23 protein-coding genes are annotated in these 24621 nt (G+C 38.1%); 20 read left to right on the top strand and 3 right to left on the bottom strand.

Annotated elements, in window-relative coordinates:
* The 6 genes from GPZ88_RS03540 to bglS (GPZ88_RS03515) all read left to right on the top strand — a co-directional run bounded on the left by GPZ88_RS03540 (window position 1) and on the right by bglS (GPZ88_RS03515) (window position 2960).
* Window positions 1-456, top strand: a complete 456-nt coding sequence (locus GPZ88_RS03540) for a LytTR family DNA-binding domain-containing protein (protein WP_158914567.1) — start codon at window positions 1-3, stop codon at window positions 454-456.
* Between the two features lie 10 nt (window positions 457-466).
* Window positions 467-868 carry a DUF3021 domain-containing protein gene (locus GPZ88_RS03535; RefSeq protein ID WP_158914565.1) on the top strand — a complete coding sequence of 134 codons (402 nt, stop codon included), beginning with the start codon at window positions 467-469 and terminating at the stop codon, window positions 866-868.
* Window positions 869-1059: 191 nt separating this feature from the next.
* Window positions 1060-1194 carry a 50S ribosomal protein L34 gene (rpmH, locus tag GPZ88_RS03530; RefSeq protein WP_002885866.1) on the top strand — a complete coding sequence of 45 codons (135 nt, stop codon included), beginning with the start codon at window positions 1060-1062 and terminating at the stop codon, window positions 1192-1194.
* A gap of 130 nt (window positions 1195-1324) precedes the next feature.
* Window positions 1325-1534, top strand: coding sequence for a CsbD family protein (locus GPZ88_RS03525; RefSeq protein ID WP_074482394.1), 210 nt, complete (start codon window positions 1325-1327; stop codon window positions 1532-1534).
* A gap of 148 nt (window positions 1535-1682) precedes the next feature.
* Window positions 1683-1856, top strand: a complete 174-nt coding sequence (locus tag GPZ88_RS03520; RefSeq protein ID WP_015695712.1) for a hypothetical protein — start codon at window positions 1683-1685, stop codon at window positions 1854-1856.
* Between the two features lie 390 nt (window positions 1857-2246).
* Entirely contained in the window at window positions 2247-2960 is a 714-nt protein-coding gene (gene bglS, locus GPZ88_RS03515) for a beta-glucanase (RefSeq protein WP_074560960.1), read from the top strand.
* Window positions 2961-3339: 379 nt separating this feature from the next.
* On the opposite strand, the gene GPZ88_RS03510 is transcribed toward bglS (GPZ88_RS03515), so the two are convergent.
* Together GPZ88_RS03510 and GPZ88_RS03505 are read right to left on the bottom strand one after the other, a co-directional pair.
* The gene (locus GPZ88_RS03510; RefSeq protein WP_166043418.1) at window positions 3340-5751 is read right to left on the bottom strand and encodes a glycoside hydrolase family 94 protein; all 2412 of its coding nucleotides are present in this window, start codon (window positions 5749-5751) and stop codon (window positions 3340-3342) included.
* Between the two features lie 20 nt (window positions 5752-5771).
* Window positions 5772-8471 (bottom strand): GH36-type glycosyl hydrolase domain-containing protein, encoded by a 2700-nt coding sequence (locus GPZ88_RS03505; protein WP_166043415.1) that lies wholly within the window; start codon window positions 8469-8471, stop codon window positions 5772-5774.
* Between the two features lie 379 nt (window positions 8472-8850).
* Here GPZ88_RS03505 and GPZ88_RS03500 point away from each other — a divergent pair, with 379 nt between their 5' ends.
* The 13 genes from GPZ88_RS03500 to dltD all read left to right on the top strand — a co-directional run bounded on the left by GPZ88_RS03500 (window position 8851) and on the right by dltD (window position 21900).
* Window positions 8851-10218 carry an ABC transporter substrate-binding protein gene (locus tag GPZ88_RS03500; protein ID WP_074482397.1) on the top strand — a complete coding sequence of 456 codons (1368 nt, stop codon included), beginning with the start codon at window positions 8851-8853 and terminating at the stop codon, window positions 10216-10218.
* A gap of 159 nt (window positions 10219-10377) precedes the next feature.
* Window positions 10378-11322, top strand: coding sequence for a carbohydrate ABC transporter permease (locus GPZ88_RS03495; protein WP_074564520.1), 945 nt, complete (start codon window positions 10378-10380; stop codon window positions 11320-11322).
* A complete protein-coding gene (locus tag GPZ88_RS03490; RefSeq protein WP_074560955.1) occupies window positions 11322-12167 on the top strand; it encodes a carbohydrate ABC transporter permease in 846 nt (281 codons plus the stop codon). The genes GPZ88_RS03495 and GPZ88_RS03490 overlap by 1 nt, the downstream gene beginning before the upstream one ends.
* A 24-nt stretch (window positions 12168-12191) precedes the next feature.
* Window positions 12192-13637 (top strand): beta-glucanase, encoded by a 1446-nt coding sequence (gene bglS, locus GPZ88_RS03485; protein WP_166043413.1) that lies wholly within the window; start codon window positions 12192-12194, stop codon window positions 13635-13637.
* A gap of 27 nt (window positions 13638-13664) precedes the next feature.
* Window positions 13665-14306 carry a beta-glucanase gene (bglS, locus tag GPZ88_RS03480; RefSeq protein ID WP_074564517.1) on the top strand — a complete coding sequence of 214 codons (642 nt, stop codon included), beginning with the start codon at window positions 13665-13667 and terminating at the stop codon, window positions 14304-14306.
* A 158-nt stretch (window positions 14307-14464) separates the two neighbouring features.
* Window positions 14465-15259 carry a helix-turn-helix domain-containing protein gene (locus GPZ88_RS03475; protein WP_166043411.1) on the top strand — a complete coding sequence of 265 codons (795 nt, stop codon included), beginning with the start codon at window positions 14465-14467 and terminating at the stop codon, window positions 15257-15259.
* A 322-nt stretch (window positions 15260-15581) separates the two neighbouring features.
* Window positions 15582-16271: a response regulator transcription factor gene (locus tag GPZ88_RS03470; RefSeq protein WP_157629414.1), complete on the top strand. Its 690-nt coding sequence runs from the start codon at window positions 15582-15584 to the stop codon at window positions 16269-16271.
* Window positions 16265-17425: an ATP-binding protein gene (locus GPZ88_RS03465; protein WP_166044348.1), complete on the top strand. Its 1161-nt coding sequence runs from the start codon at window positions 16265-16267 to the stop codon at window positions 17423-17425. Before GPZ88_RS03470 ends, GPZ88_RS03465 begins: the two co-directional genes overlap by 7 nt.
* A 9-nt stretch (window positions 17426-17434) precedes the next feature.
* Window positions 17435-17557 (top strand): teichoic acid D-Ala incorporation-associated protein DltX, encoded by a 123-nt coding sequence (locus tag GPZ88_RS03460; protein ID WP_020917506.1) that lies wholly within the window; start codon window positions 17435-17437, stop codon window positions 17555-17557.
* A gap of 15 nt (window positions 17558-17572) precedes the next feature.
* Window positions 17573-19111, top strand: coding sequence for a D-alanine--poly(phosphoribitol) ligase subunit DltA (gene dltA, locus GPZ88_RS03455; protein ID WP_158914551.1), 1539 nt, complete (start codon window positions 17573-17575; stop codon window positions 19109-19111).
* Window positions 19108-20370, top strand: a complete 1263-nt coding sequence (dltB, locus tag GPZ88_RS03450; RefSeq protein ID WP_166043409.1) for a D-alanyl-lipoteichoic acid biosynthesis protein DltB — start codon at window positions 19108-19110, stop codon at window positions 20368-20370. Before dltA ends, dltB begins: the two co-directional genes overlap by 4 nt.
* Before the next feature lie 32 nt (window positions 20371-20402).
* Window positions 20403-20642 carry a D-alanine--poly(phosphoribitol) ligase subunit DltC gene (dltC, locus tag GPZ88_RS03445; RefSeq protein WP_015695707.1) on the top strand — a complete coding sequence of 80 codons (240 nt, stop codon included), beginning with the start codon at window positions 20403-20405 and terminating at the stop codon, window positions 20640-20642.
* Window positions 20635-21900, top strand: coding sequence for a D-alanyl-lipoteichoic acid biosynthesis protein DltD (gene dltD, locus GPZ88_RS03440; RefSeq protein WP_166043407.1), 1266 nt, complete (start codon window positions 20635-20637; stop codon window positions 21898-21900). The genes dltC and dltD overlap by 8 nt, the downstream gene beginning before the upstream one ends.
* Window positions 21901-21953: 53 nt before the next feature.
* Here the strand turns inward: dltD and GPZ88_RS03435 are convergent, their stop codons facing one another.
* Window positions 21954-22835 (bottom strand): LysR family transcriptional regulator, encoded by an 882-nt coding sequence (locus GPZ88_RS03435; protein WP_166043405.1) that lies wholly within the window; start codon window positions 22833-22835, stop codon window positions 21954-21956.
* 158 nt (window positions 22836-22993) lie between these two features.
* On the opposite strand from GPZ88_RS03435, the gene GPZ88_RS03430 reads away from it, so the two are divergent.
* Window positions 22994-24616: a malolactic enzyme gene (locus GPZ88_RS03430; protein ID WP_004233312.1), complete on the top strand. Its 1623-nt coding sequence runs from the start codon at window positions 22994-22996 to the stop codon at window positions 24614-24616.
* Window positions 24617-24621: the final 5 nt, after the last annotated feature.

Below are 24621 nucleotides of genomic sequence, written 5' to 3'. Positions count from 1 at the left end.
GTGCACTACCAGTTTGAAGAGGATAGCAGTTTGCCAAAAGAGGCTATTGAGGTTTTGGTCCGAAGCGGAGAATGTAACCAAGCTGTTCAGGAGGTTTTAGATTATTTAGCAAAATTTGAGCAGAGTAGAATGGAAATTTTGCCAGTAAAAACGGCTGTTCGTACAGAGTTATTACGCGTGTCAGATTTGATTCTTGTGGATGTTGATGGGACTTCTTTGATTTTGGAGACGACCAATGGAAGACTTATCACTACGGATCGCTTGTACAAGTTTCGTGAGCGTCTAGCTAATCCAGACTTTGTACAGGTCTCAAAGCATGCTCTGATTAATATTAATCATTTAAAATCCTTAGAAAATAGCTTCTCAGGAAATATGTTGGCCATGCTTACAAATGACGTGACGACAAATGTTAGCAGACGTTATTTGTCAGCTTTGGAAAAAGCTTTGGGATTGTGAGGTGTGATTGATGACTTTTTTGAAACGAGGGATTGTCTATTTTCTAGTTGGTGTTGGCTTTGGAGGCCTTCTTTACTTATTCTTTTTATGGCAAAATAATGTGGCTACTCAGACGACTCAGCAGATTACTAGCGTTGTTTTGGTGAGTGGTTTGATAGGAATTGTCAGTATGATTTTTGAGGTGGATGCTATTCCAATTACTTGGGAAATTCTGATTCACTTTTGTTTAGTTTATGGTTTGAACAGCTGGTTAAATATGTTAATTGGTACCACAACATCTTTTATCTGGTCACTACCATTTTTAGGTGAGTTTATTCTAACTTATTTGATTATTTGGCTCGTGATTTATATTAGCTTTAATAATCGCGTCAAAAATATTAACCAGAAACTACAAGAAAAAACTAAAAAATAAATTTTAACTTATTATTGCCAGGATTCAGGACTTTTTCTTCTATCAGACGCTCAAAAGAAAGTCTTTGAAATTAAACAAAAAGTAGAGCTTGACAGTTAGACGTACTTATTATAAAATAGTATGGTATGTTTAGTAACTGATCAAATATAGCCGGCTAAACGAATACGAAAATCTATTAGGAGGTATTCATCGTGAAACGTACTTATCAACCAAGTAAAATCCGTCGTCAACGTAAACACGGATTCCGTCACCGTATGTCAACTAAAAACGGACGTCGCGTGCTTGCTGCTCGTCGTCGTAAAGGACGTAAAGTTTTATCTGCTTAATGATAGACTATCCGCCAGTGCTCGAGTCTGGCGGTCTTTTTTTATTTATCAGAAAATGAAAGCGAATTCTTTTACTTATCTAACTGAAAATGATAGACTTTAGGTAATTTAAAGATAGGAGGACACTAATATGTCTGACGAAAAATACAAAGCTAAACTGGACCAAGTTAAGGGAAGTCTTAAGGAAGGGCTAGGTAAGGTAACTGGTGATAAAAAGGTAGAAATTGAAGGCTTGGTTGATAAAACACTGGCTAAAGGTAGGGAAATTGTTGATGATATCAAAGAAGGCTCTGAAGGGGCTGTTGATAGCATCAAGAAAGCATTAGATAAGAAAAAATAGTAATTAAACCACAGTTTCACGTTGAAATTGTGGTTTTTTATAAAATTTTTTTAATATTTTATGAAAAAACGGCAAAAAATGTAGTATAATATATATGAAAGCGGTTTTATAAAAATACATGGGATAAAATAAAGGGAGGTTTTTGTCGATGAAGGAAATTAGCATTTATGTCAGAATTATTGATTTGATTTTGCTGGTTCTAGCATTTTTAGATAGTGGTGTGAAAAGTGTCTTGATTTTAGCTGCAGTTATTTTCTTTTTATCAGCATTAATGCAAGTCATTATGTCTTATAAACGAGTGAAATTGAGTCACCACGTTTAAATGATGAGTTGTCTTTCTTTATTTTTAGGAAGTCTTCTTAGAGCTATTTTTTAGCAAAATGGTTCTGAGAAGACTTTTTTAATTTTCTGCCTTCAGGTCATAAATTTGATATTTTTTGTGGGAATATAATATATTATCTAAAATGAAAGCGCTATACTTATGACATAACGGTGTAAGGAGGATTTTAAAGAGAAACATTTATCGTGTGACTAGCATTCTTTTCGGAATATGAAAAAGAAAAAATTGCCCCATTTTTGAAGTAACAGTTACTGAAAAGAAAAAGTGAATTTAACTACGATTGATTAGGCGTTTTCAATCTGTAGTAGAGGAGATTAGTTCCTTTTTCTGACAGAACTACTTTTTAAAAATGATTAAAATTGAGGTATTATTATGTGGAAAAAAGTTAGTTGTTTAATTGTTCTCTTATTGGCTTTCTTTGGTTTTCAACAAGGTGTTGATGCGCAAAGCAAATACCACTATAGTCAAGAACTAAATTACTATAATGGTAATGCCATGGAACTTCGTAATGGTTCTAATGGTGGTATGTTTAACTGTAATTTTGTCCCTGGAAATGTCGGCTTTAATAACGGCTTGATGAGTCTTAAAATTGGCAGTGATGGTCGTGGCGGCTACACTGGGGGCGAATGGCGTAGTAAAGAACGCTTTGGCTATGGTCTTTTCCAAGTAAACATGAAACCTATTAAAAATCCAGGTGTCGTTTCTTCATTCTTTACTTATACTGGACCAAGTGATGGTACAAAATGGGATGAAATTGACATTGAATTTTTAGGGAAAGATACAACAAAAGTTCAATTCAACTACTACACAAGCGGTCAAGGTAATCACGAATACCTTTACAATTTAGGATTTGATGCATCTCAAGGCTTCCATACTTATGGTTTTGATTGGCAAGCTGATCACATTACTTGGTATGTTGATGGAAGAGCTGTTTACACTGCTTACAACAATATTCCTAGCACACCTGGTAAGATTATGATGAATGCTTGGCCTGGAACTCATGAAGTGGATTCTTGGTTGGGTGCTTACAATGGTCGAACTCCTTTGTATGCATATTATGACTGGATTAGCTACGATAAATTTTAATTAAGCTAGACAGTAACCAAATAACAATTTGTTTTTACTTAACTGATTATAACTACACTCCCAAAATAAATCGGTTAAAATCTCTCTCAACAAAATAACTCTTTAAAATTCTTTCTTTTTAAACGTTAACGATAAAAGGAGCTGAGCTTGTCTCAGTTCCTTTTTTGTGATGAGTGGAATCAATTGATTGGTGTCTTGATAAGTTTGATAAGCTTGTGTATAACAGCTATAAAAGGCGATTTGAAGCAGTAATTGCCTTGGCTGAATAAAATAATGCAATCATTCTTAACAGCTCTTATAGAAACTGATTTTGTCTTAGAAAAGGGACGTTTTTTTAAAATGAAGCCATAAAAAAACTGGGAGCAAGTCCCAGCTTTCTTTATAGAGTAAGAGTGATTTGGTTAGTGTCTTGTAAGAGGTCTTCAGGAAGATAGGCTTGGTCAAGTTCTTGACCGTTTAGGACAAGTTTTGTAAAGCCTGTTTCCTTGTGGTTTGGATTTTCCACAGTGATGTGAAGTTCTTTGCCACGGAAAATCTTAGTCATGCTGAAGTTATCCCATTCTTTTGGAATGGCTGGTGAGAGTTTTAATCCGCCTAAGTCAGGTCGAAGTCCCAAGATACCTTCCACACAACCAACCATGACAGTTGATGCTGTACCTGTGAGCCAGTGAACGTGTGAACGTCCGAAGTGTGGACTAGCAGGACCTTCTGTGAATTGACCATAGCAGTAAGGTTCTAGTTGGCGAATTTCTGCACAGTCATTTTGACCAGCTGGGGCATTTTCCATAAAGTAAGTAAAGGCACGCTGTCCTTGTCCGCGTAGGGCTTCAGCTAGGATTAACCAGCCTTGTGATTGTGAGAAGATACCTGCATTTTCTTTTGTCCCTTGGTTGTAGATAACGGCAAGGGCTCCATCGAATGCATGAGCGTGATATGGTGGGTTCATGAGGATGGCACCATAATCAGTATTAAGTTGCTCGTAGACATTGTTCATGGCAAGTTCAGCTTGTTCTTTGTCAGCAAAGCCACTGATAACAGCCCAGCTTTGAGGGTTAAGCCACATGTTAGCTTCTGGGTCATCAGCTGCCCCGATACGTTCGCCAGCTTCGGTAAAGCCGCGAATGAAGCGGTCATTGTCCCAGCAGAGGTCTTGAATTTTTTGTCCCATTTTCTCTTGTTCAGAGTCGAGAAAAGTAAGGTAGTCAGTATCTTCTTTGGCTTTGGCAAATTCGCGCAAGACACTTAGGGCATAGTAGAATTGCAAAGCGACAAATGATGATTCACCATTGGCACCGAGACGAAGGCAGTCATTCCAGTCGGCATAAAGTCCAGCAGGCATGCCGTGTGGTCCGAGGTGGTCAAGTGAGAATTGAACAGCACCTTTTAAGTGTTCGTAAACACTAGCCTCGCCTTTATTGGCAAATGGAATCACTTCATCAAGGAAAGCAAGGTTTCCTGTTTCAGAGATGTATTTGTAAACTGTTGGGAAGAGCCAGAGAGCATCGTCAGCACGGTAAGCTGGGTGTCCAGTTTCTTGAACGTAAGAAGCATCATCAGGTGTGTCTTCATGTCCTGGGTTATGAGTGAATTTTACAAGTGGAAGTCCGCCACCATTGTCAACTTGGGCTGACAACATGAAACGAATTTTTTCGGCAGCCATTTCAGGTTTCAAGTGAATGATACCTTGGATGTCTTGGACAGTATCGCGGTAACCATAACCGTTACGAAGACCACAGTAAACAAATGATGCTGCGCGTGACCAGATAAAGGTCATGTAACAGTTATAAGCATTCCAAGTGTTAAGCATAGTGTTGAATTCTGGGCTAGGTGTGTTGACTTGTAGGTTAGTCAAGCGGTCTTCCCATTCTTTGCGAAGTTCTTGGATTTCTTCTTCGACTGTTTCTCCAGGGTGGTCGTAATGAGCTAGGATTTCTGCAGCTTCTTGTGATGATTTTTCACCAAGGAGAAAGACAAGGGTTTTGCTTTCTTGAGGTTCAAGAGTGACTTTACTTGAAAGGGCACCACAAGCATTTTCATTGTAGCTTGTTTGGTTGCCGAGGTCTCCTGATGTGACACCAGCAGGTTTGTCGTAGCCATTGTAGCCACCTAAGAAGTCTTTTTTGTCTCCACAATATGAGCTGACGCTAGCACCGCCAAGACCGAAGAAACGTTCAGTAACGTTCTTTTCGTCAACTTGTTCGCTGTCATCAAGAGTATCAAGATTCCCATGAATTTGTTGGACGATGCGGTTATCTTGGAAGAGTGTGCGTGTGATGAAAAGAGAATATTGTAGGTTAACTTGGTCTTGTTCGTAGTTACTGTGGTTGGTAAATTCAGCGTAACCAGTTAATGTTAAATGTCGAGTTTGTTCAGAACGGTTAGTAACGGTAATTGCCCAAACTTCATAGCTTTTATCTTTTGGCACATAGTAACTGGCTTTTGAATGAATGCCTGAGTAATCAGCAATCATTTTAGTGTAGCCCATGCCGTGGTGGCATTCGCTGTGGTAGTCTTTTAGGTCTTTACCAACAGGTTGCCATGAGGCAGACCAGAAGTCTTTGGTATCATCGTCTCGGAGGTAGATGTAGCGACCTGGTTGGTCAAAGTTATTGAAGACGTAGCGTAAAATGCGTCCATTGGCACCTGATTTAGCAAAGCTGTAACCGCCAGCGTTATTTGAGATAATAGCACCATATTCTGGTGACCCAAGGTAGTTAACCCAAGGTTTGGGTGTGTTTGGGTGGTCGATGACATATTCGCGATTAGCGTCATCAAAATAACCGTATTTCATGAGAAAATCCTTTCTTTTTCTTAATCTAGTGTAATGACAATTTCATGAACCTCGTCGTTTAGGTTAGCAAGGTCAGCTTTTGTGATAAAGGCAAAAGCATCATCCGTGATATCGATTTCTTGGTTATCACAAGTGGCTTTTTTGATAATGTATTTTCCGAAATCTTTTTGATTTGGATTATCGTAGTGGATTTGGAAGGTTTTATCAGCAAATTGAGTTGTGATACTTGCACGTCCATTTTCGTCAAATTGTTCTGCAAGAAGTTTTGGATAAAGGACAAGGTCACCTGCTTTACCGTGAACACCAAAGGCTTCAGTAACCATTGTCAACATGTACCAGCTTGCTGCACCAGTTAGATAGTGATAAACTCCTCGACCATCTGCACGGAAGTATTCAGGAATTCCTGGATAGATACGGCTAGTTTCAAAGTTTAGAGCTGTGTCAGATAGTGTCTTAAGAGCTTTCCAACCTTCTTTGGCAAAGCCACGACGGTAAAGCGCATTAGCATACATAACAGTCATGTGAGAGAAGACAGCACCGTTTTCTTTTTCACCGTAAGCAAAACCAAACATACGTCCAAGATCTGTTTTGATTTCTTTGAAATCTGTATTGAGGCGGTAGCCACCAATTTCTGGACGGTAGAGGTAGTGGTCAGCGCTGGCAGTGATTTTACGGATTTGTTCATCTGTAGCAACAAAATTCATGATAGGAAAGACTTGTCCAGTCAACATCATGTGCATACGGTCGTTGTAGTAGCCATCAGTTGGTTTACCACTATTGTCGTAGTAGCTGTTGTAGCAGCCTTCGTGTTCATCAAAATCAAGCCATTCTTGTTTTTGCAGATGTTGGCGAAGCCAAGCAGCTTTTTGAATGAGATTTAGTGCCAACTCAGAAAGTGGAATTCTGATTTTACGTCCAGTAACGTTGTGGCGGCATTGGTTAGTGTAGGCTTCGAGGATTTGGTGTTTACGTTTAATATTATCGAAAATGTCTGAGTCATTTTTGAGCAAAAGACCGATTTCTTCGAGGATTTCAACAGAATCTGTGCCGGTTTGACTTTCTAGTAGACGAATGAGGCTTGCAAGGTCCATCAGATTTCCAGAATAAGCAGCAGTAAAGGCAACACTTTCTCCGTTGTCATTAGCCATATCGAGTGCATCGTTCCAATCAGCTCCACGTAGGCGGTAGATATTATGGTCACCAACTTCGTAAAATCCAGTCAAATGTTGGATAAGCAAGTGTTCGAGGATGCTACCAGTGTAGACGCTGTTGTCAGAAGTGCGTTGTTCATTGCCATAGTTATCATTCCAATCTTGGTCGATTTCAGTGCCACGTTTGACGTGAGGGTCTTTGAAGTATGAGACTTCTTTGGTCAAAATATCGACGTCACCTGTTTGGTCGATGTAGAGTTTTGTGGTCATTAATGGCCAAAGCGCGTGGTCCATCCAAACACGAGTAATGCCATTACGGTCAGCAATGAAATTGCCGTCACCATCACCGATGATTGTCGCATTTGTACCATCAAGACGAACTCCCTTGTAGTTGTTGATAATCATATCGCCAACATTTTTTGGCTCCATAAGTAGGAGTGAAAGGCAGTCCTGCCAAAGGTCGCGCCAACCACGTCCGCCACGTCCATAATCGTGATGTGGCAAGAATGAGCAACCAAATAATCGACGTAAGAATGGTTGGAAGCAAACCCATTTCATGTAGCCATCAAAGTCGCTGTCTCCAGTTTTAAAATCAACACCAACTTTTTCTTGCCAGTAATCTTTTGTTTCTTGCAGTGCTTTTTCAACGGTAGCAAGGCTTTTGTATTTTTCAGCAACAGTTTGAATCGCTTTTTCTTTGTCATTGATTCCCATTAATAGGACAAATGTCTTGCTTTGACTAGCAGCTAGGGTGAAGGTTTCAAATTTGAAAGCTCCCATGGCTTCGCGACCATCGATGTGCGTATCTGCAGTCACGCCTTCTATGTCTTTATAAACAGCAGCTGGGTGAGTAAATGTTCCGCCTTCTCCGATAAATGTTTCTACAGTTGGGTAGAATGTTTTTGGTGTTTTTTCTTTATCATCAAATCCAAGAACATAATAAATTTGGTGATTGAGTTGGTGACCGCGTTCATCAAATGACATTGTCGGGCAAACTAAGACACCTTCGTCTGTAGTTTTGATTCGGTGCAACATAGATGTGACGTTTCGGTGGTCACGGATATTGTCAGCACTACGTCCGAAAATTGGAACGGCACCGTAAGCAGTTAAGTTTTGGTCAGTGTCTGACAAGTTTTCTAATGTAACGAGCATGATTTCGACATTTTCATCTCGTGGGACAAATGACGTAATTGTAGATTTTAAAGGTAAGTCAGCTGATTGACGTTTAATGGTATGCCACATAAAACCAGCTTCTACAGTATTTTCTTCTTCTTGATCTGAGAAACGTAGCGCTTCTTGACTAGCAGAAGCACCTGTTGCAGAATAAATATTTCCTTTGTCATCGCGAACCCAGAAATTTCGAGTTGAACGATTGTTGTGGAGGTTATCCACACTGACAGGTTCTAATAGGAAAGTTTCTTGATTGATTTTTGAATCGCCACCCAAGTTAGGAGTGACTGCACTTTTTAGTCCAACTTCTGATGCAAGTGGAAAGTACAAAGAACTGATATTTTCTGCTTGGGAAAGTTTGAAATCCCCCTTGTTATTAGTAAAAGTTAATGGCTTCATAGTTATCTCCTTTATCTTCTGCCCCATATTTTAGTCGAAATTAGCCTTAGAGAAAATAAAAAAGAAGAGAAAAATATCATAATTATGATATTAACTCAAGAAGTGTCAAATTTTTTACATATAGCACTTTATTAGGAAACTATGGTGTATAAAGTTAGAAAAATGGCTATAAAGCCTAATTTTATAGGAAAATCAACGTTTTATATGAAAGGGTTTACCTATTAAAAAGATTAGAAAAGCATGATTTTTTATAAAAATTTTTTCAAACAAGGTCATAAAACTGATATTTTTTAAAATATTATAATATAACACTTCTCGGAATCGCGTTATAATGCAGTTACAAAAAACATGAGGGGAAACCTCAAAAAGGAGAAGGATTATGAACAAAAAAGTAAGCGCTTTTATAGCGATTGCTCTTGCAGCAGGGACAATGGTTGGTTGCTCTTCTAAATCAAGCACATCAGCTTCAGGTGCAGAAGGCAAAGTTATCAACATCTACTCTTGGAATGATGAATTCCGTCAACGTGTGGAAGCTGTTTATCCAGAAGTTAAATCAACTTCTAAAGATGGAACAGTTACTAAACTAAAAGACGGTAGTGAAATCCACTGGATTATCAATCCAAACCAAGATGGTGTTTACCAACAAAAATTGGATGAAGCGCTTGAAAAACAAGACTCAGCTTCTGCTGATGATAAAGTCGATATTTTCCTATCAGAAACTGACTACGTTTCAAAATACACTTCTAAAAAAGCAAACGTTGCGATGCCTTTGAAAGATTTGGGAATCAATCCTAAGAAAGATTTGGCTGACCAATATGATTTCACTAAAGAAACAGCTTCTGATGAAGATGGTGTTCAACGCGGTTCAACTTGGCAAACATGTCCAGGTGTTCTAATCTATCGTCGTGATATTGCAAAAGATGTCTTTGGTACTGATGACCCAACAGCAGTTGGTGAAAAAGTTAAAGACTGGGATACTATGAAAGCAACATCACAAGAACTTCTTAATAAAGGTTACTACACATTTGCATCATATGCTGATACATTCCGTTTGTACGGTAACAGTATTTCTAAACCTTGGGTTGAAAAAGGTTCAACAACTGTACGTGTAGACCCTCAAATCATGAACTGGGTTAAAGATTCTAAAGAATGGCTTGACGCTGGTTACTTCAATAAAACAGTTAAAGGTCAATGGACAGATGACTGGAACAAAGCTATGGGTTCACAATCTAAAGTCTTTGCATTCTTGTTCCCAGCTTGGGGTATTGACTTTACTTTGAAATCTAACTGGGATGGTGCTGATGGAGAATGGGCAGTTACTAATCCACCACAAGAATACAACTGGGGTGGTTCATACATCCATGGTGCCGAAGGTACTGATAACCCTAAACATGTTAAAGAAATCATCAAAGCTTTGACAGCTGATAAAGATAACCTTTTGAAGATTTCTAAAGATTACCAAGACTTCACAAATACTAAATCTGGTATGGAAGCAGCAGCTAAAGATGATAGCTTCAAATCAGACTTCCTTGGTGGTGAAAATGCTTATTCATACTACGCACCAGTTGCAGAAAACATTAAGATTGCACCATTGTCATCATATGACCAAGGTTGTGTTGAATTGATTCAAAATGCCTTTAATGATTACCTACAAGGTAAAGTAAGCTACAACAAAGCTAAATCAAACTTTGAAACAGCCATTAAAGAACGTTATCCAGAAATTACAGATGTTAAATGGCCAGACTAAAAGTAGCTTAATCGTCCTAGACTTAAGTACTATTTAAAAAATTGAGGCATTTAATTGGGATTTTAGAATTTTGGTAGACCTTGCGGGGGCGAGTTAGAAAATCGATTCCAGATGGAAGGTATTCTGACTTGCTCCTCGTATTTTGGAGGAGTGATAAAGATGAAAAAAAGACGTAAGCGTATAGATTATGGGAAATGGGGATATATTTTCATCCTTCCCTTCTTCCTAATTTTCTTCATTTTCTCTTTTATACCTTTGGTGGACACCATTCGGTATAGTTTCTTTGAATATTATCGTTCAGGGATGACAGAGATTGGGCCTAATTTCGTTGGGCTAAAAAACTACGTAAGCTTACTGCATTCAGATATGTTGAAATATGCGGCAAATACCATGATTATGTGGTTGATTGGTTTTATTCCACAGATTGTTATTGCCTTGCTACTTGCCAACTGGTTTGTTGATGCAAGACTTAAAATTCGTGGTCGACAATTCTTTAAAGTTGTCATTTACTTGCCAAACTTGATCATGGCATCAGCTTTTGCCATGTTATTCTTCACACTCTTTTCAACAAATGGTCCTATCAATTCTATCTTGGAATCACTTGGTTGGATTAAAGAACCGATTGATTTCATGGGTTCTGCTCTTGGAACACGTTCATTGGTTGGTGTGATGAACTTCTTGATGTGGTTTGGTAATACCACAATCATGTTGATGGCAGCTATCATGGGAATTAGCCCAGATATTTTTGAAGCAGCTGAAATCGATGGTTGTAACAGTCGTCAACGTTTCTTCTATATCACTTTGCCAATGATTCGACCTATTTTGGCTTATACCTTGATTACGTCAATTATCGGTGGTTTGCAAATGTTCGATGTTCCGCAAATCTTGACTAACGGACAAGGTTCTCCAGACCGTACATCAACAACCTTGATTATGTTCTTGAACAATCACTTGAAGAGCAAGAACTACGGTATGGCCGGTGCACTATCAGTTTACCTCTTTGTGGTTAGTGCGATTCTTTGTTGGTTCGTTTATCGTATGACTAACAACGAACTTAAAACAACCAAACACCAATTGAAACACAAAGGTAGAAAGGCGAAATAATGTCAACAAAAGCAAAAAATAGATTACGTGTTATTGTGGCACATTTTGTGTTAATTACCTTATCATTCATGTGCCTATTCTTCTTTTATATCTTGATTATTAATGCGACCCACTCACATGCTGAGTTGCAAAAAGGTTTCTCAGCACTACCTGGTGGTTCCTTATTTGATAACCTGAGCAAGGTAGCTAACGATGGTAGCTTCCCGATGTTTCATGGAATTTTGAACAGCTTGATTATTTCAGGTTTGACAGCTGCTATCTGTACTTATTTCTCAGCTTTGACTGCTTATGGTTTATATGTTTATGACTTTAAGTTGAAAAAAGTTGCCTTTACTTTCATTTTGGCGATTTTGGTTATGCCAACACAAGTTACTTCAATGGGTTTCTTGCGTTTAATCACTAACATGGGAATGTACGATAGTTGGCTTCCATTGATTATTCCATCAGTTGCTTCACCAGCGGTATTTTATTTCATGTATAGTTACTTGGAATCATCATTACCAATTTCATTGGTAGAAGCTGCTCGTATTGATGGGTCAAATGAATTTAGAACATTTAACACGATTGTTCTTCCAATTATGAAACCAGCTATTGCAGTTCAAGCAATCTTTACCTTTGTTGGTTCTTGGAATAACTACTTCATTCCAGCCTTGGTTATTCAAACGAAGAGCAAGATGACTGTGCCAATTTTGATTGCAACATTGCGTGGCGCAGATTACATGAACTTTGATATGGGTAAAATTTACACAATGATTTTAGTGGCTATTGTGCCAATTATTATCGTTTATCTTTTCCTTTCAAAATACATTATTGCCGGTGTGACACTCGGTGGTGTTAAGGAATAAACTTTAAGAGAAAAAGGAGATTTCATGACTAAGAAAGATGTAGTAAAGTACATTTGCTACGCAACTGCCCTATGCAGTTTACAAGTTGGAGCTGGTTTAGTAGCAGCAGATGAAGTGGGCAATGTTTCAACACTTGATAATGTTCCTGCTCTTACGAATACACAAACTACAGATACTAATGACATTACTAGTGAAACAGTAAATACCTCTACAACTGATGACAATACTACTCAGTCAGTAATTGACTCAACAAATCAAGTGAATACAAATCAGGTAGTGACTCCTGAGACTAGTGTGCAAAATCAGGAAAACTTAAGCTTGACGTCTACAAATGACCAAGTTAATCTTACAACAACTACCGAAGATACTAGTCAAACAGGAACTCAAGCTGCACACACAGGCGATTATCATGAAGATTTTAATGCTTACGATGATACGACAATGGAGCGTTCTGACTGGTTCAATGGGAATCCATTTGATTGTCGTTGGGTACCAAAAAATACCGTTGTTAACGATGGCACATTGACCTTGACCATTGACCAAAATACAACGGATGAGTACCGTTATAATGGAGCTGAGTGGCGTACACGCGAGTTCTTTGGTTATGGTATGTATTCTGTTCGTATGCAGCCAATTAGCAATCCAGGTGTTGTGTCATCATTCTTCACTTATACTGGACCAAGCGATAACAATCCTTGGGATGAAATCGATATTGAATTTCTCGGAAAAGATACAACAAAAGTCCAATTCAACTATTACACTAATGGTGTTGGTGGGCACGAATTCCTTTATGATTTAGGATTTGATGCGTCTGAATCTTATCATGTGTATGGTTTTGATTGGCAAGCAGATCATATTACTTGGTATGTTGACGGTGTTGCAGTCTACACAGCAACTGAAAATCTCCCAGTGACACCGGGTAAAATTATGATGAATGCTTGGCCAGGAATTGGTGTTGACGATTGGTTGGCACCATATGACGGTCAAACACCGCTTGTCGCTTATTATGATTGGATTTCATATAGTGACCAAGTTGCACAAAATCAAGATAATACGAGATCTAGATCTAAATCAAATACGGCATCTAAGTCTAGAGCAACAGGTGATGTTACAGGGAATACTTCAACTACTACCAAAGGAACTGAAAGTGTAACACCAACTAAAAACTCAACTGCCTCTAAGAGTGAAAAACAAACTTTGGTTTTGGACAATCACTCAAAAGGCTCTACCAAAGAAAAACAAGCAGCTAGCCCAGTGATTAAGACTGTCGCTTATTCATCAGTAGCGTCAGCTCAAACAGCGGCTGCAAAAACTGTAACTCAATCAGTAGCAAAAGCAAATCTTGAAGGCAGTGCATTTACAGCTCTACCAAAGACTAATCAACGTCCAAGCAAATTATTGACGATTTCAGGAGTCTTTGTAGCTCTTCTTGGTTTCTTAGCGATGCCTTTTAAAAAGGGAAAACTATAATATCAAGAAAGCGTGAATGGTAAGAACATGAAGATAAACGAACAAGCACATTTTAAGACAAGATTTGACAGTTACGATGCCTCATACATGGAATTACGGACAGGAGCAAATGGCGATATGTTTGATTGCATCTGGCAGCCTGACAATGTGAATTTTGATGGTGATGGTTTAAGCTTAAAAATCGATCGTGATGCTGACGGCTACACTGGCGGCGAGTGGCGCACAAGAGAGTATTTCCATTATGGTCTTTATCAAGTTCGCATGAAAGCCATTAAAAATACTGGCGTTGTAACATCATTTTTCACCTACACTGGACCAACAGACGGAACAAAATGGGATGAAATTGATATTGAGTTTCTTGGAAAAGATACGACAAAAGTTCAATTCAACTATTTTACAGATGGCGTTGGCAATCATGAATTCCTTTATGACCTAGGGTTTGATGCATCAGAAGAGTGGCACACTTATGGTTTTGAATGGCGTGAAGACCATATTACTTGGTATGTGGATGGTAAAGCTGTTCATACAGTGACTGAAAATCTACCAAGCACACCAGGTAAAATCATGATGAATGTTTGGCCAGGAATTGGTGTTGATGATTGGCTTGATCCATATGATGGCAAAACACCTTTGTATGGATATTATGACTGGATTAGCTATGATGAATAATCTTCTTTATATTTAAGAGTTACGTTCAGCAATAAAGTCTCCGATGGAGACTTTATTTTGTCTCACTTCCATTTTTCCACTTTATTTTTATCAAATCTGCAAGAATATGGTAAAATGAAAAGAAAATGGTAATCGTTTACAAAAAAAGGGGATTGGAAATGAATTATAAGGATGAATGGAGACTTTTAGCGATTAGTGATAATTTGGATGATGTGGAACATCGTCCCTTAACTGAGGAATTTTTGTTCTATCAAGCGGTAGCTACGGGAGATGTTGAAGCGGTCCGCAAAAATTGTGAACAAGAACGTTTTGTATCAGAAGATGGTGTGGGAACTTTGTCACGTAACCCCATTACCAATTTGAAATATCACTTTGTCATTACGACAGCTATGATTACACGCATGTGTGGTCAAAATGGTATGGAATTAGAACAAGCTTTTAGACTGAGTGACTTTTATATTCAAAAATTAGATGACCTTCACACGGCACAAGAAGTTCAAAATTTGCACGACGAGATGGTTGTTGATTACACGGAACGCATGCGACGTGAAATTCAAAAAGATGTGATTTCAAAACACGTTTCAGATTGTAAGGATTATATTTATTGCCACGTGAAAGAACGCATTACGGTTGAACAGTTAGCGAGTGAATTTGGCATTTCAGCAAGCTATTTATCACGCTTATTCAAGAAAGAATTTGGCGTGTCCGTAAGCACTTATGTTAAAAATAAAAAAATAGAAGTTGCAAAAGACTTATTGAAATTCAGTGATTATTCAATGATTGAAATTGCGAATCATTTATCATTTTCATCACAAAGTCACTTTATTCAACAGTTTAAAGAAGTTGTCGGCATTACGCCTAAAAAATATCGTGACACGCATCATAACGTTAAGTGGAATGAAAAGATTTGGTCAGAAGGTGACAAGACTAATAGTTCTTCTGAAGCCATGTAATACACACAAACATAGTATGTGATTGAAAATGTAGAGTTTGAGGCATTTGCCCCAGGCTCTTATTTTTTGCCAAACTTACAGCTCTGTAAGGACATTTTTTAAAATTGGGTATAAACTAGAATTAAAGAAATTGCCACATTTTTGCCATAGATTTTCATCAGTTTACACGGACTTTCTGGGAGAGACTTACTTATAATGGTTTGGTATAAGTCAGTGTTAGGATATTTTTTAAACAGGCAATCTTAAAAATTAAGAAAATTTCAAGGTTAATTCAATTTTGGCGTTTTATACTAGATTTTGAGTAAAAAGGGAGGAGAGCCAGTTGAGAATTTTAGTGGTCGAGGATGAGAAAGGAATTGCAGAAGCGATTCAAGCCATTCTTGAAAATCACCGTTATGAAGTGGATTTGGTTTTTGATGGTGAGTCTGCACTGGATTATATATTAACGGGACTTTATGATTTGGTTCTTTTGGATATTATGTTGCCAAAACTTGATGGTGTCAGTGTTTTGAAGCGCGTTCGTCAAATGGGAATGGAAGTTCCTATCATTTTTTTGACAGCCAAATCTCAATTAGAAGACCGTGTTTTGGGACTTGATTTGGGTGCTGATGACTACATGACTAAGCCATTTGAGGCAGAAGAATTATTGGCACGGATTCGTTTGCGGACACGTCAATCGTCTATTATGCAAGTGAATCATCTCAAGTTTGGCAACTTGATTTTGAATCTGGACACGAGAGAGTTAAGCGTGGCAGAGCGCGAAGTTAAGTTGTCTAATAAAGAATTTCTGCTGATGGAAACTTTCTTGCGAAATTCCAAGAAGATTATCCCTAAAAACCAATTAATTTTGAAGGTCTGGGGACCTTTAGATGAATCCGATTATAATCAACTGGAAGTCTTTATCTCCTTTTTGCGTAAGAAACTTCGTTTCTTGGCAGCCAGTGCTGTTATTAAAACGACCAAAGGCGTTGGTTACTCACTAGAAGATGGAGAGAAAGAAGGCTCATCATGAAGAATCTTCGGCTAAAATTTGTCTTGATTACGATGTCCATGTTAACCGCCATGGTTTTGGTGTTATTGGTCATTAGTGAACGTTATGACAAATATTGGGATGAGTATGATACTTATCGGATTGTTAAATTGGTGGCTGCTAATGGTTATGTCAAAGAAAATACTGACGAAGCCATTGCTTTTGTCACCATTGATGAAAATGACAAACCAGATATTCAAGTTAACAACACTTTTTTAACCAATAAAGAGGTTAAAGAAGTCAGCAAAGATTTGTTAAACAGAGGGAAAAAGAGTTGGAAATGGCATGATTACATCTATTCTTTGAAGGAAAAGAAAGATGGAACTTGGCAACTTGTCTTTATTGATTTTTCAAGCTATTCAGCTTCTTATGCTCAAGTTTTTCTGGTTACTGTTTATGTTATTTTTGGTCTTCTTTTGCTTACGGGAGTTAGTATCTACCTATCACGTTTTATCGTTCAACCAGCACAAGCTGCAATTGATCGCGAAAAACAATTTGTTTCAGATGCTAGTCATGAGTTGAAGACACCGATAGCCTCTATCCGTGCCAATGCTCAAGTATTGCAAAATCAAATTGCTCCTAATCGTTATTTGAATCATATTCTTTCAGAAACAAAGCGCATGGAACATTTGATTCAAGAGTTGCTTGGCTTGTCTAAGCTTGATGACAAAGATGGTAGAGCACATTTTGAAAAAGTCGATTTATCAAGTATCTGCCAAGAAATGATTCTAAGTTATGAAAGTCTAGCCTATGAAGAGGGCAAATTAATCGAAGATCAAATCGCTGAAAATATTGAAATTCTTGGTCAAGAATCTCAGTTGAAGCAGTTGGTTACCATCCTTTTGGATAATGCTATTAAGCATTCTTTGGACAAGGGAAAGATTACCGTAGAGTTGTTGCAAGAAAAGAAAACAGCACTTTTACGAGTGTCAAATCCTAGTCTGGTCTATCCAGATGAGGTTTTGAAAAATCTTTTTGAACGTTTCTATCAAGCAGAAGATTCCCGCAATAGCAGCTCAAGTTTTGGTTTAGGTTTGTCGATTGCCAAAGCTATTGTAGAAAAACATAAAGGCAGTATCACTGTCAGTCAAGCCGATAGCCAGTTAACATTTGAAGTACAACTACCACTTAAATAAGGAGCTTAAATGAAAGATACCACTCGATTTGTATTAAAAACCTTGTTTTATTTTGTGATTTTTATGGTTTTAATTTATTTTTTCAGTTATCTTGGTCGTGGTCAAGGTAATTTCATCTACAATGAGTTTTAGAAAGGTAAACGGTTCATGTTACACGATATGATTGAGAGAATTGAGCATTTTGCTCAGACACAAGGAGATTTCCCTGTCTATAATGTCTTAGGAGATGTTCACACTTATCGCGATTTAAAGGAAAATTCGGATTCCCTTGCTGCTTATATTGATTTTTTGAAGCTGGAAGAAAAATCTCCCGTTCTTGTTTTTGGAGGACAAGAGTATGACATGTTGGCTACTTTTGTGGCATTAACAAAATCTGGACATGCTTATATTCCTGTTGACCAACATTCAGCTCTTGAACGCATTGAAGCGATTTTAGAAGTGGCAGAGCCAAGTTTGATTATTGCTGTAGGTGATTTTCCTTTGGAAATAACGAATATTCCAATGATTAAGCTTGACCAATTACAGACGATTTTCGCTCAAAAAACGGACTATCAATTGACTCACTCTGTTAAAGGCGATGACAATTATTATATTATCTTTACGTCTGGGACAACAGGAAAACCAAAAGGGGTGCAAATCTCACACGACAATCTCCTAAGTTTCACTAATTGGATGATTTCTGACAAAGAATTTTCAGTGCCAGAACGACCACAAATGTTGGCGCAGCCGCCTTATTCGTTTGATTTGTCAGTTATGTATTGGGCACCAACGCTAGCCCTTGGAGGGACACTTTTTGCACTTCCAAAAGAATTAACAACTGACTTCAAGCGACTCTTCACAACCATTAATGAATTGCCGATTGGGGTTTGGACATCAACACCATCATTTGCTGATATGGCTATGTTGTCAAATGACTTTAATCAAGAAACATTGCCACATTTGACGCATTTTTATTTCGATGGGGAAGAGTTAACAGTAAAAACAGCACAAAAATTGCGTAGCCGTTTCCCGAAAGCACGCATTGTTAATGCTTATGGTCCGACAGAAGCTACCGTTGCCCTTTCTGCGGTAGCTATCACAGATGAGATGTTGGAAACATGTAAACGTCTGCCGATTGGATATACTAAAGAAGATTCACCAACTTTTGTTATTGATGAAAATGGCAAAGCTTTGCCAAATGGCGAGCAAGGTGAAATCATTGTCTCTGGTCCTGCTGTTTCAAAAGGGTATCTCAATAATCCTGAACGCACACAAGCTGCTTTCTTTGAATTTGAAGGCTTGCCAGCTTATCACACTGGAGATTTGGGTGTGATGACTGACCAAGGCATGCTTCTTTACGGCGGACGCATGGACTTCCAAATCAAATTCAACGGTTACCGTATCGAGCTTGAGGAAGTTTCACAAAATCTTAACAAATCAGAATACATCAAGTCAGCTGTCGCTGTTCCGCGTTACAACAAAGACCACAAGGTACAAAATCTCCTAGCTTATGTGGTGCTAAAAGAAGGTGTCGCAGAACAATTTGAGCGTCAATTGGACATCACCAAAGCGATTAAGGAAGACTTGAAAGATATCATGATGGATTATATGATGCCTTCAAAATTCCTTTACCGTGACAGCTTGCCGCTTACACCAAATGGTAAAATCGATATCAAAGGCTTGATGAACGAGGTAAATAGTCGATGATTGAGTTTCTCCATCAATTGCCGCACTTAGAAGCTTACGGAAATCCGCAATATTTTCTTTACCTGATTGTGGCAGTTTTACCTATTTTTATTGGATTATTTTTCAAAAAACGATTTCCTGTTTATGAAGCTTTGGTTAGCTTAGCTTTCATTATTTTGATGCTGACAGGGAAAAATCTTTATCAGATTGTTTCTCTTTTAGCTTACGTGGTTTGGCAAATTTTTCTGGTCTTTTCTTACAAGACTTATCGGAAAAATTATAATAATAAGTGGGTATTTTACCTATGGGTTTTCTTAGCTGTTTTTCCACTAGCGTGGACTAAGATTACCCCTTTGATGACCATTGATAACCATCAATCACTCTTTGGCTTTTTAGGGATTTCTTACCTGACTTTCCGTGCGGTTGGCACAATTATGGAAATGCGAGATGGTGTCTTAAAAGAGTTTAGTTTATGGCAATTTTTGCGTTTCCTTCTCTTTATGCCAACTTTTTCAAGTGGACCAATTGATCGCTTCAATCGCTTTGATGAGGATTATAAAAATATTCCTGACAAAGATGAACTGCTTGATATGCTTGAAGAAAGTGTTCGCTACTTGATGCTTGGATTTCTTTACAAGTTTATTCTAGCTTACATTTTTGGAACACTGCTTATGGCGCCACTAAAAGAAGAAGCCCTGGAAATGGGCGGAGTCTTTAACATTGCTACGCTAGGTGTTATGTACACCTATGGTTTTGATTTATTCTTTGACTTTGCGGGTTATAGCATGTTTGCGCTAGCTATTTCAAATCTTATGGGGATTAAAAGCCCAGTTAACTTTAATCAGCCTTTTAAATCACGCGATTTGAAAGAATTTTGGAATCGTTGGCACATGAGTTTGTCTTTCTGGTTCCGTGATTTTGTTTTCATGCGTTTGGTTAAGGTCTTGGTTAAGCACAAAGTCTTTAAAAATCGCAATGTCACATCAAGCGTCGCTTATATTATTAACATGTTAATCATGGGATTTTGGCATGGCTTAACGTGGTACTATATCGCTTATGGACTATTTCATGGTGTGGGTCTTGTGATTAATGATGCTTGGGTTCGTAAGAAGAAAAAAATCAATCGTGAGCGCAAAAAACAAGGACTCTCACCTTTGCCTGACAACAAATGGACACAAGGTCTTGGTATTTTCATCACATTTAATGTTGTGATGTTATCATTCTTACTATTTTCAGGTTTCTTGGATCAATTATGGTTCCCACAACCACCTGTAAAATAATAACAATTCATTATTGTAAAGGAGTTTAGCAAATGGATATTAAATCAGATGTATTAGCAATTATTGATGATCTTTTTATGGAAGATGTTTCAGATATGATGGATGAAGATTTGTTCGATGCGGGTGTGCTTGATAGCATGGGAACTGTCGAATTAATCGTTGAATTGGAAAGTCATTTTGATATTGATATTCCAATTTCAGAATTTGGACGTGATGATTGGAATACTGCTAATAAAATCATTGCTGGAATAGAGGAACTTCGCAATGCTTAAACGCCTTTGGCAAATTCTAGGACCAGTTATTTGTGCTCTGTTACTTGTATTCATTATCCTTGGCAGTGTCTCTGTTTCCAATAAATCTCACTCCCTAGAAGTTGAAAAGAAAGATGCTGTTTCCTTAAGCAAAACAGGTTTTAAGAGCAAATATAAAAAGGTTCGTGCTTTAACGGATCCAAATCATCGTTTTGTTCCTTTCTTTGGTTCAAGTGAGTGGCTGCGCTTTGATAAAATGCACCCTTCGGTCATTGCTGAGGCTTACAATCGTTCTTACACGCCGTATTTGCTTGGGCAAAGAGGTTCTGCCTCATTGACGCATTTTTATGGCATCCAACAAATCGATAATGAGTTGAAAAATAAACAAGCCGTTTATTTCATTTCTCCTCAGTGGTTTACGGCTAAGGGTGCCAATGCTGCCGCGTTTCAAACTTATTTTAGCAGTGGACAAGCCATTGATTTCTTGCAAAATCAAAAGGGGACAGCTTATGACCGCTACGCTGCTAGACGTTTCTTGAAACTCTATCCAGATTCTTCTCACAAGGAAATGATGGAAAAAGTAGCTGATGGCAAAAAATTATCGACAGCTGATAAACGAAAACTCAAAACTCAAAGTGTCGTTTACCAGAAAGAAGATGCCTTTTTCAGTCGTGTTTCTCTTATCGACCATTATGATGGCAAGGTTGTCTCTCAAGCTAAAAAGTTACCAGATGCCTTTTCATATCAACATCTAGGGAAATTGGCAACAGCTGATGGTAAAAAAGCAAGTAGTGGTAATACCTTTGGAATCGACAACGGTTTTTATGATATTCGTATCAAACCGAGATTGAAAGATTTAAAAAATTCTCAACGTAAATTTAACTACTTAAAATCTCCAGAATACAACGATTTGCAGTTGGTATTGAATCAATTTGCCGAAAATAATACTAATGTTCTTTTTATTATTCCACCAGTTAATAGCAAGTGGTCTGATTATACTGGACTTAACGAAGACATGTACCAAAAAGCTGTTGCCAAGATTAAATATCAATTGCAAAGCCAAGGTTTTAAAAATATTGCAGATTTCTCAAGAGACGGTGATAAAGCTTACTTTATGCAAGATACCATCCACATGGGCTGGAATGGCTGGGTCGCAATGGACAAAGCTGTTAACCCATTCTTGAACAAAAAACAAAGCAAGCCAAACTACCAAATCAACGACCAATTTCTAAGCAAAAAATGGGCTAAATACACTAAAGAGCCCGATTCATTCTATTAAAAATTCAACATGAAAAAAATCAACCCAAATTCGGGTTGATTTTTTGCTTTTTTTTACGATACTTTTTCAATCAAGTCAATCAATTTTTTAGTTTCTTCTGACAAGACAGCGTGTTTTGAGTGGGCGTAGCTGACGTAAAATGTAATGCTATCTTCTTTGACTAAAGGGATTTTGACCAGTTGATCAGAATCGCTAGTTAGAGCAATGTCAGACAGAAGTGAGATGCCCATATTTTCAGCGACCATTTGTTTAATGACTGATACATCATCGATTTTGAAGAGGACAGATGCTTTGTCGTGATAGCGATGATTTAACTGATTAAAGGCTGTTAGATGAATATTGTGTTCATCCAGCAGAATAAATTTTTCAAAGAGAATTTCTTGGAATGACAACTTTTTTTTATTTGCCAGTGGGTGATTTTTAGAAAGAACAACATAAAAATCTTTGGTAAAGAGCTGACGAATGACTAGCTGATCATTTTTTAAAGGCATTAGCGAACCTAGCAGACTAAAGTCAATTTGCCCGTCGAGAAGTTTCATCATGAGGCTTCGTGAGCCACCACGGATAGCTTTAACTTGAGAGAAGGGCTCGAGATTTTCATTTTGCTCCAGCAATTCAGTCAAAATATAGTTGCAGATAATCGGCGGAAAACCTACGGTCATCATAGGATTTAGTGATTGATGGACCTCGTTAACTGCCGTTTTGATTTGTAGCAAGACATCCTCCACGTGACTTTGGAAAATATCACCTTGTAAGGTTAATTCAGCAGTACGGTGCGAAGGATCTTTGATGACTAAGTCACAGTCCAATTCCTTTTCCAAACGCTTGATAGCGTAAGAAATTGTTGGCTGGCTGACTTTGAAATGCTGCGCTGTCCCAGTGTAGGATTTTGATTTGGCTAACTGGTAAAAATATTCTAAATCACGTAAATTCATGCCTACCTCCTTGACTTATTTTACCATAAACTTTTTGATTCTACTTATAAATAATTTTTATTAAAACTGCTGGGTTTGACTATAAGAAGCTTAGCAGTTTATAATGACCCGCATAAGATCTTTCTACATATTTAAATAGCCTATTAGGAGGAAAAGTCATGCGTGGACATGAAATTTTAAATAACCCGTTTTTAAATAAAGGGACTGCCTTTACTATGGAAGAACGTAAAGAACTTGGCTTGCTAGGAATTTTGCCACCTTACGTTCAAACAATTGAAGAACAAGCTGAACAAGCTTACCAACACTTCTTGCGTAAACCATCAAATCTTGAAAAACGTCATTTCTTGATGGAAATCTTCAACACTAACCGTACACTTTTCTACTACCTATTCAACCAACACATCGTTGAATTTAACCCAATTGTGTACGATCCAGTTATCGCTGAAACAATCGAAGAATACAGTGAATTGTACGTTGACCCACAATACGCTGCATACCTTGATATTAACCACCCAGAAAACATTGAAGAAACTTTGCGCAATGCTGCTGGTGACCGCGACATCCGTTTGATCGTTGTAACAGATGCTGAAGGTATCCTTGGTATCGGTGACTGGGGTGTTCAAGGTGTTGACATCTCTGTTGGTAAATTGATGATCTACACTGCAGCTGCTGGTATCGACCCTGCTTCAGTTATGCCACTTGTTATCGACGCTGGTACAAACCGTAAAGAACTTTTGGAAAACCCAATGTATCTTGGTAACCGCCACGAACGTGTAACTGGTGATCAATACTACGAATTTATCGACAAATTTGTTCAAACAGCTGAAAACATGTTCCCTAAATTGTACCTTCACTGGGAAGATTTCGGTCGTTCAAATGCTGCGAACATTCTTAACAAATACAAAAAAGAAATTCCAACATTTAACGATGACATCCAAGGTACTGGTATCGTAGTTCTTGGTGGTATCTTCGGTGCTATGGACATCACTGGTGAAAAACTAACTGACCAAGTTTACCTATGCTACGGTGGTGGTTCTGCTGGTGCTGGTATTGCTGACCGCGTTCACGCTGAAATGGTTTCAGAAGGTTTGACTCCAGAAGAAGCTTACAAACACTTCTTCATGATTGACAAACAAGGTCTTCTTTTTGATGACATGGAAGATTTGACACCTGCTCAAAAACCATTTGCTAAAAAACGTGAAGACTTCGCTGATTGCGGTGATATGACTAGCCTTCTTAACGTTATTAAAACAGTTAAACCAACAATCTTGGTTGGTACATCAACTGATGCTGGTGCCTTCACTAAAGAAGTTGTTGAAGCAATGTGTGAAAACACTGAACGCCCAGTTATCTTCCCAATTTCAAACCCAACTAAGAAATTAGAAGCAACTGCTGAGCAAGTTATCGAATGGTCAGACGGTAAAGCCTTCGTTGCTACTGGTGTGCCTTCAGGTACAGTAAGCTACAAAGGTGTTGATTACCAAATCGGACAAGCTAACAACGCTTTAATCTACCCAGGTCTTGGTCTTGGTATGTTGGCATCTGAAGCTTCACTTCTTACAGACGAAATGATTGGTGCGGCTGCTCACTCACTTAGCGGTCTTGTAGATCCAGGTCAACCAGGTGCACCTGTTCTTCCACCATTCCAATACGTTGCTGAAGTTTCTATCAAAGTTGCAGAAGCAGTTGCTAAAAAAGCTCAAGAACAAGGTTTGGCTCAAGCTGAAGAAAAAGATATGGCTAAAGCTGTTCGCGACCTTAAATGGTATCCAAAATATTAATTTAG

Source organism: Streptococcus ruminicola, assembly GCF_011387195.1.
GTDB classification, from domain to species: domain Bacteria; phylum Bacillota; class Bacilli; order Lactobacillales; family Streptococcaceae; genus Streptococcus; species Streptococcus ruminicola.
The sequence above is the reverse complement of the archived record's forward strand: the minus strand, read 5'-3'. Positions and strand labels throughout refer to the sequence as shown.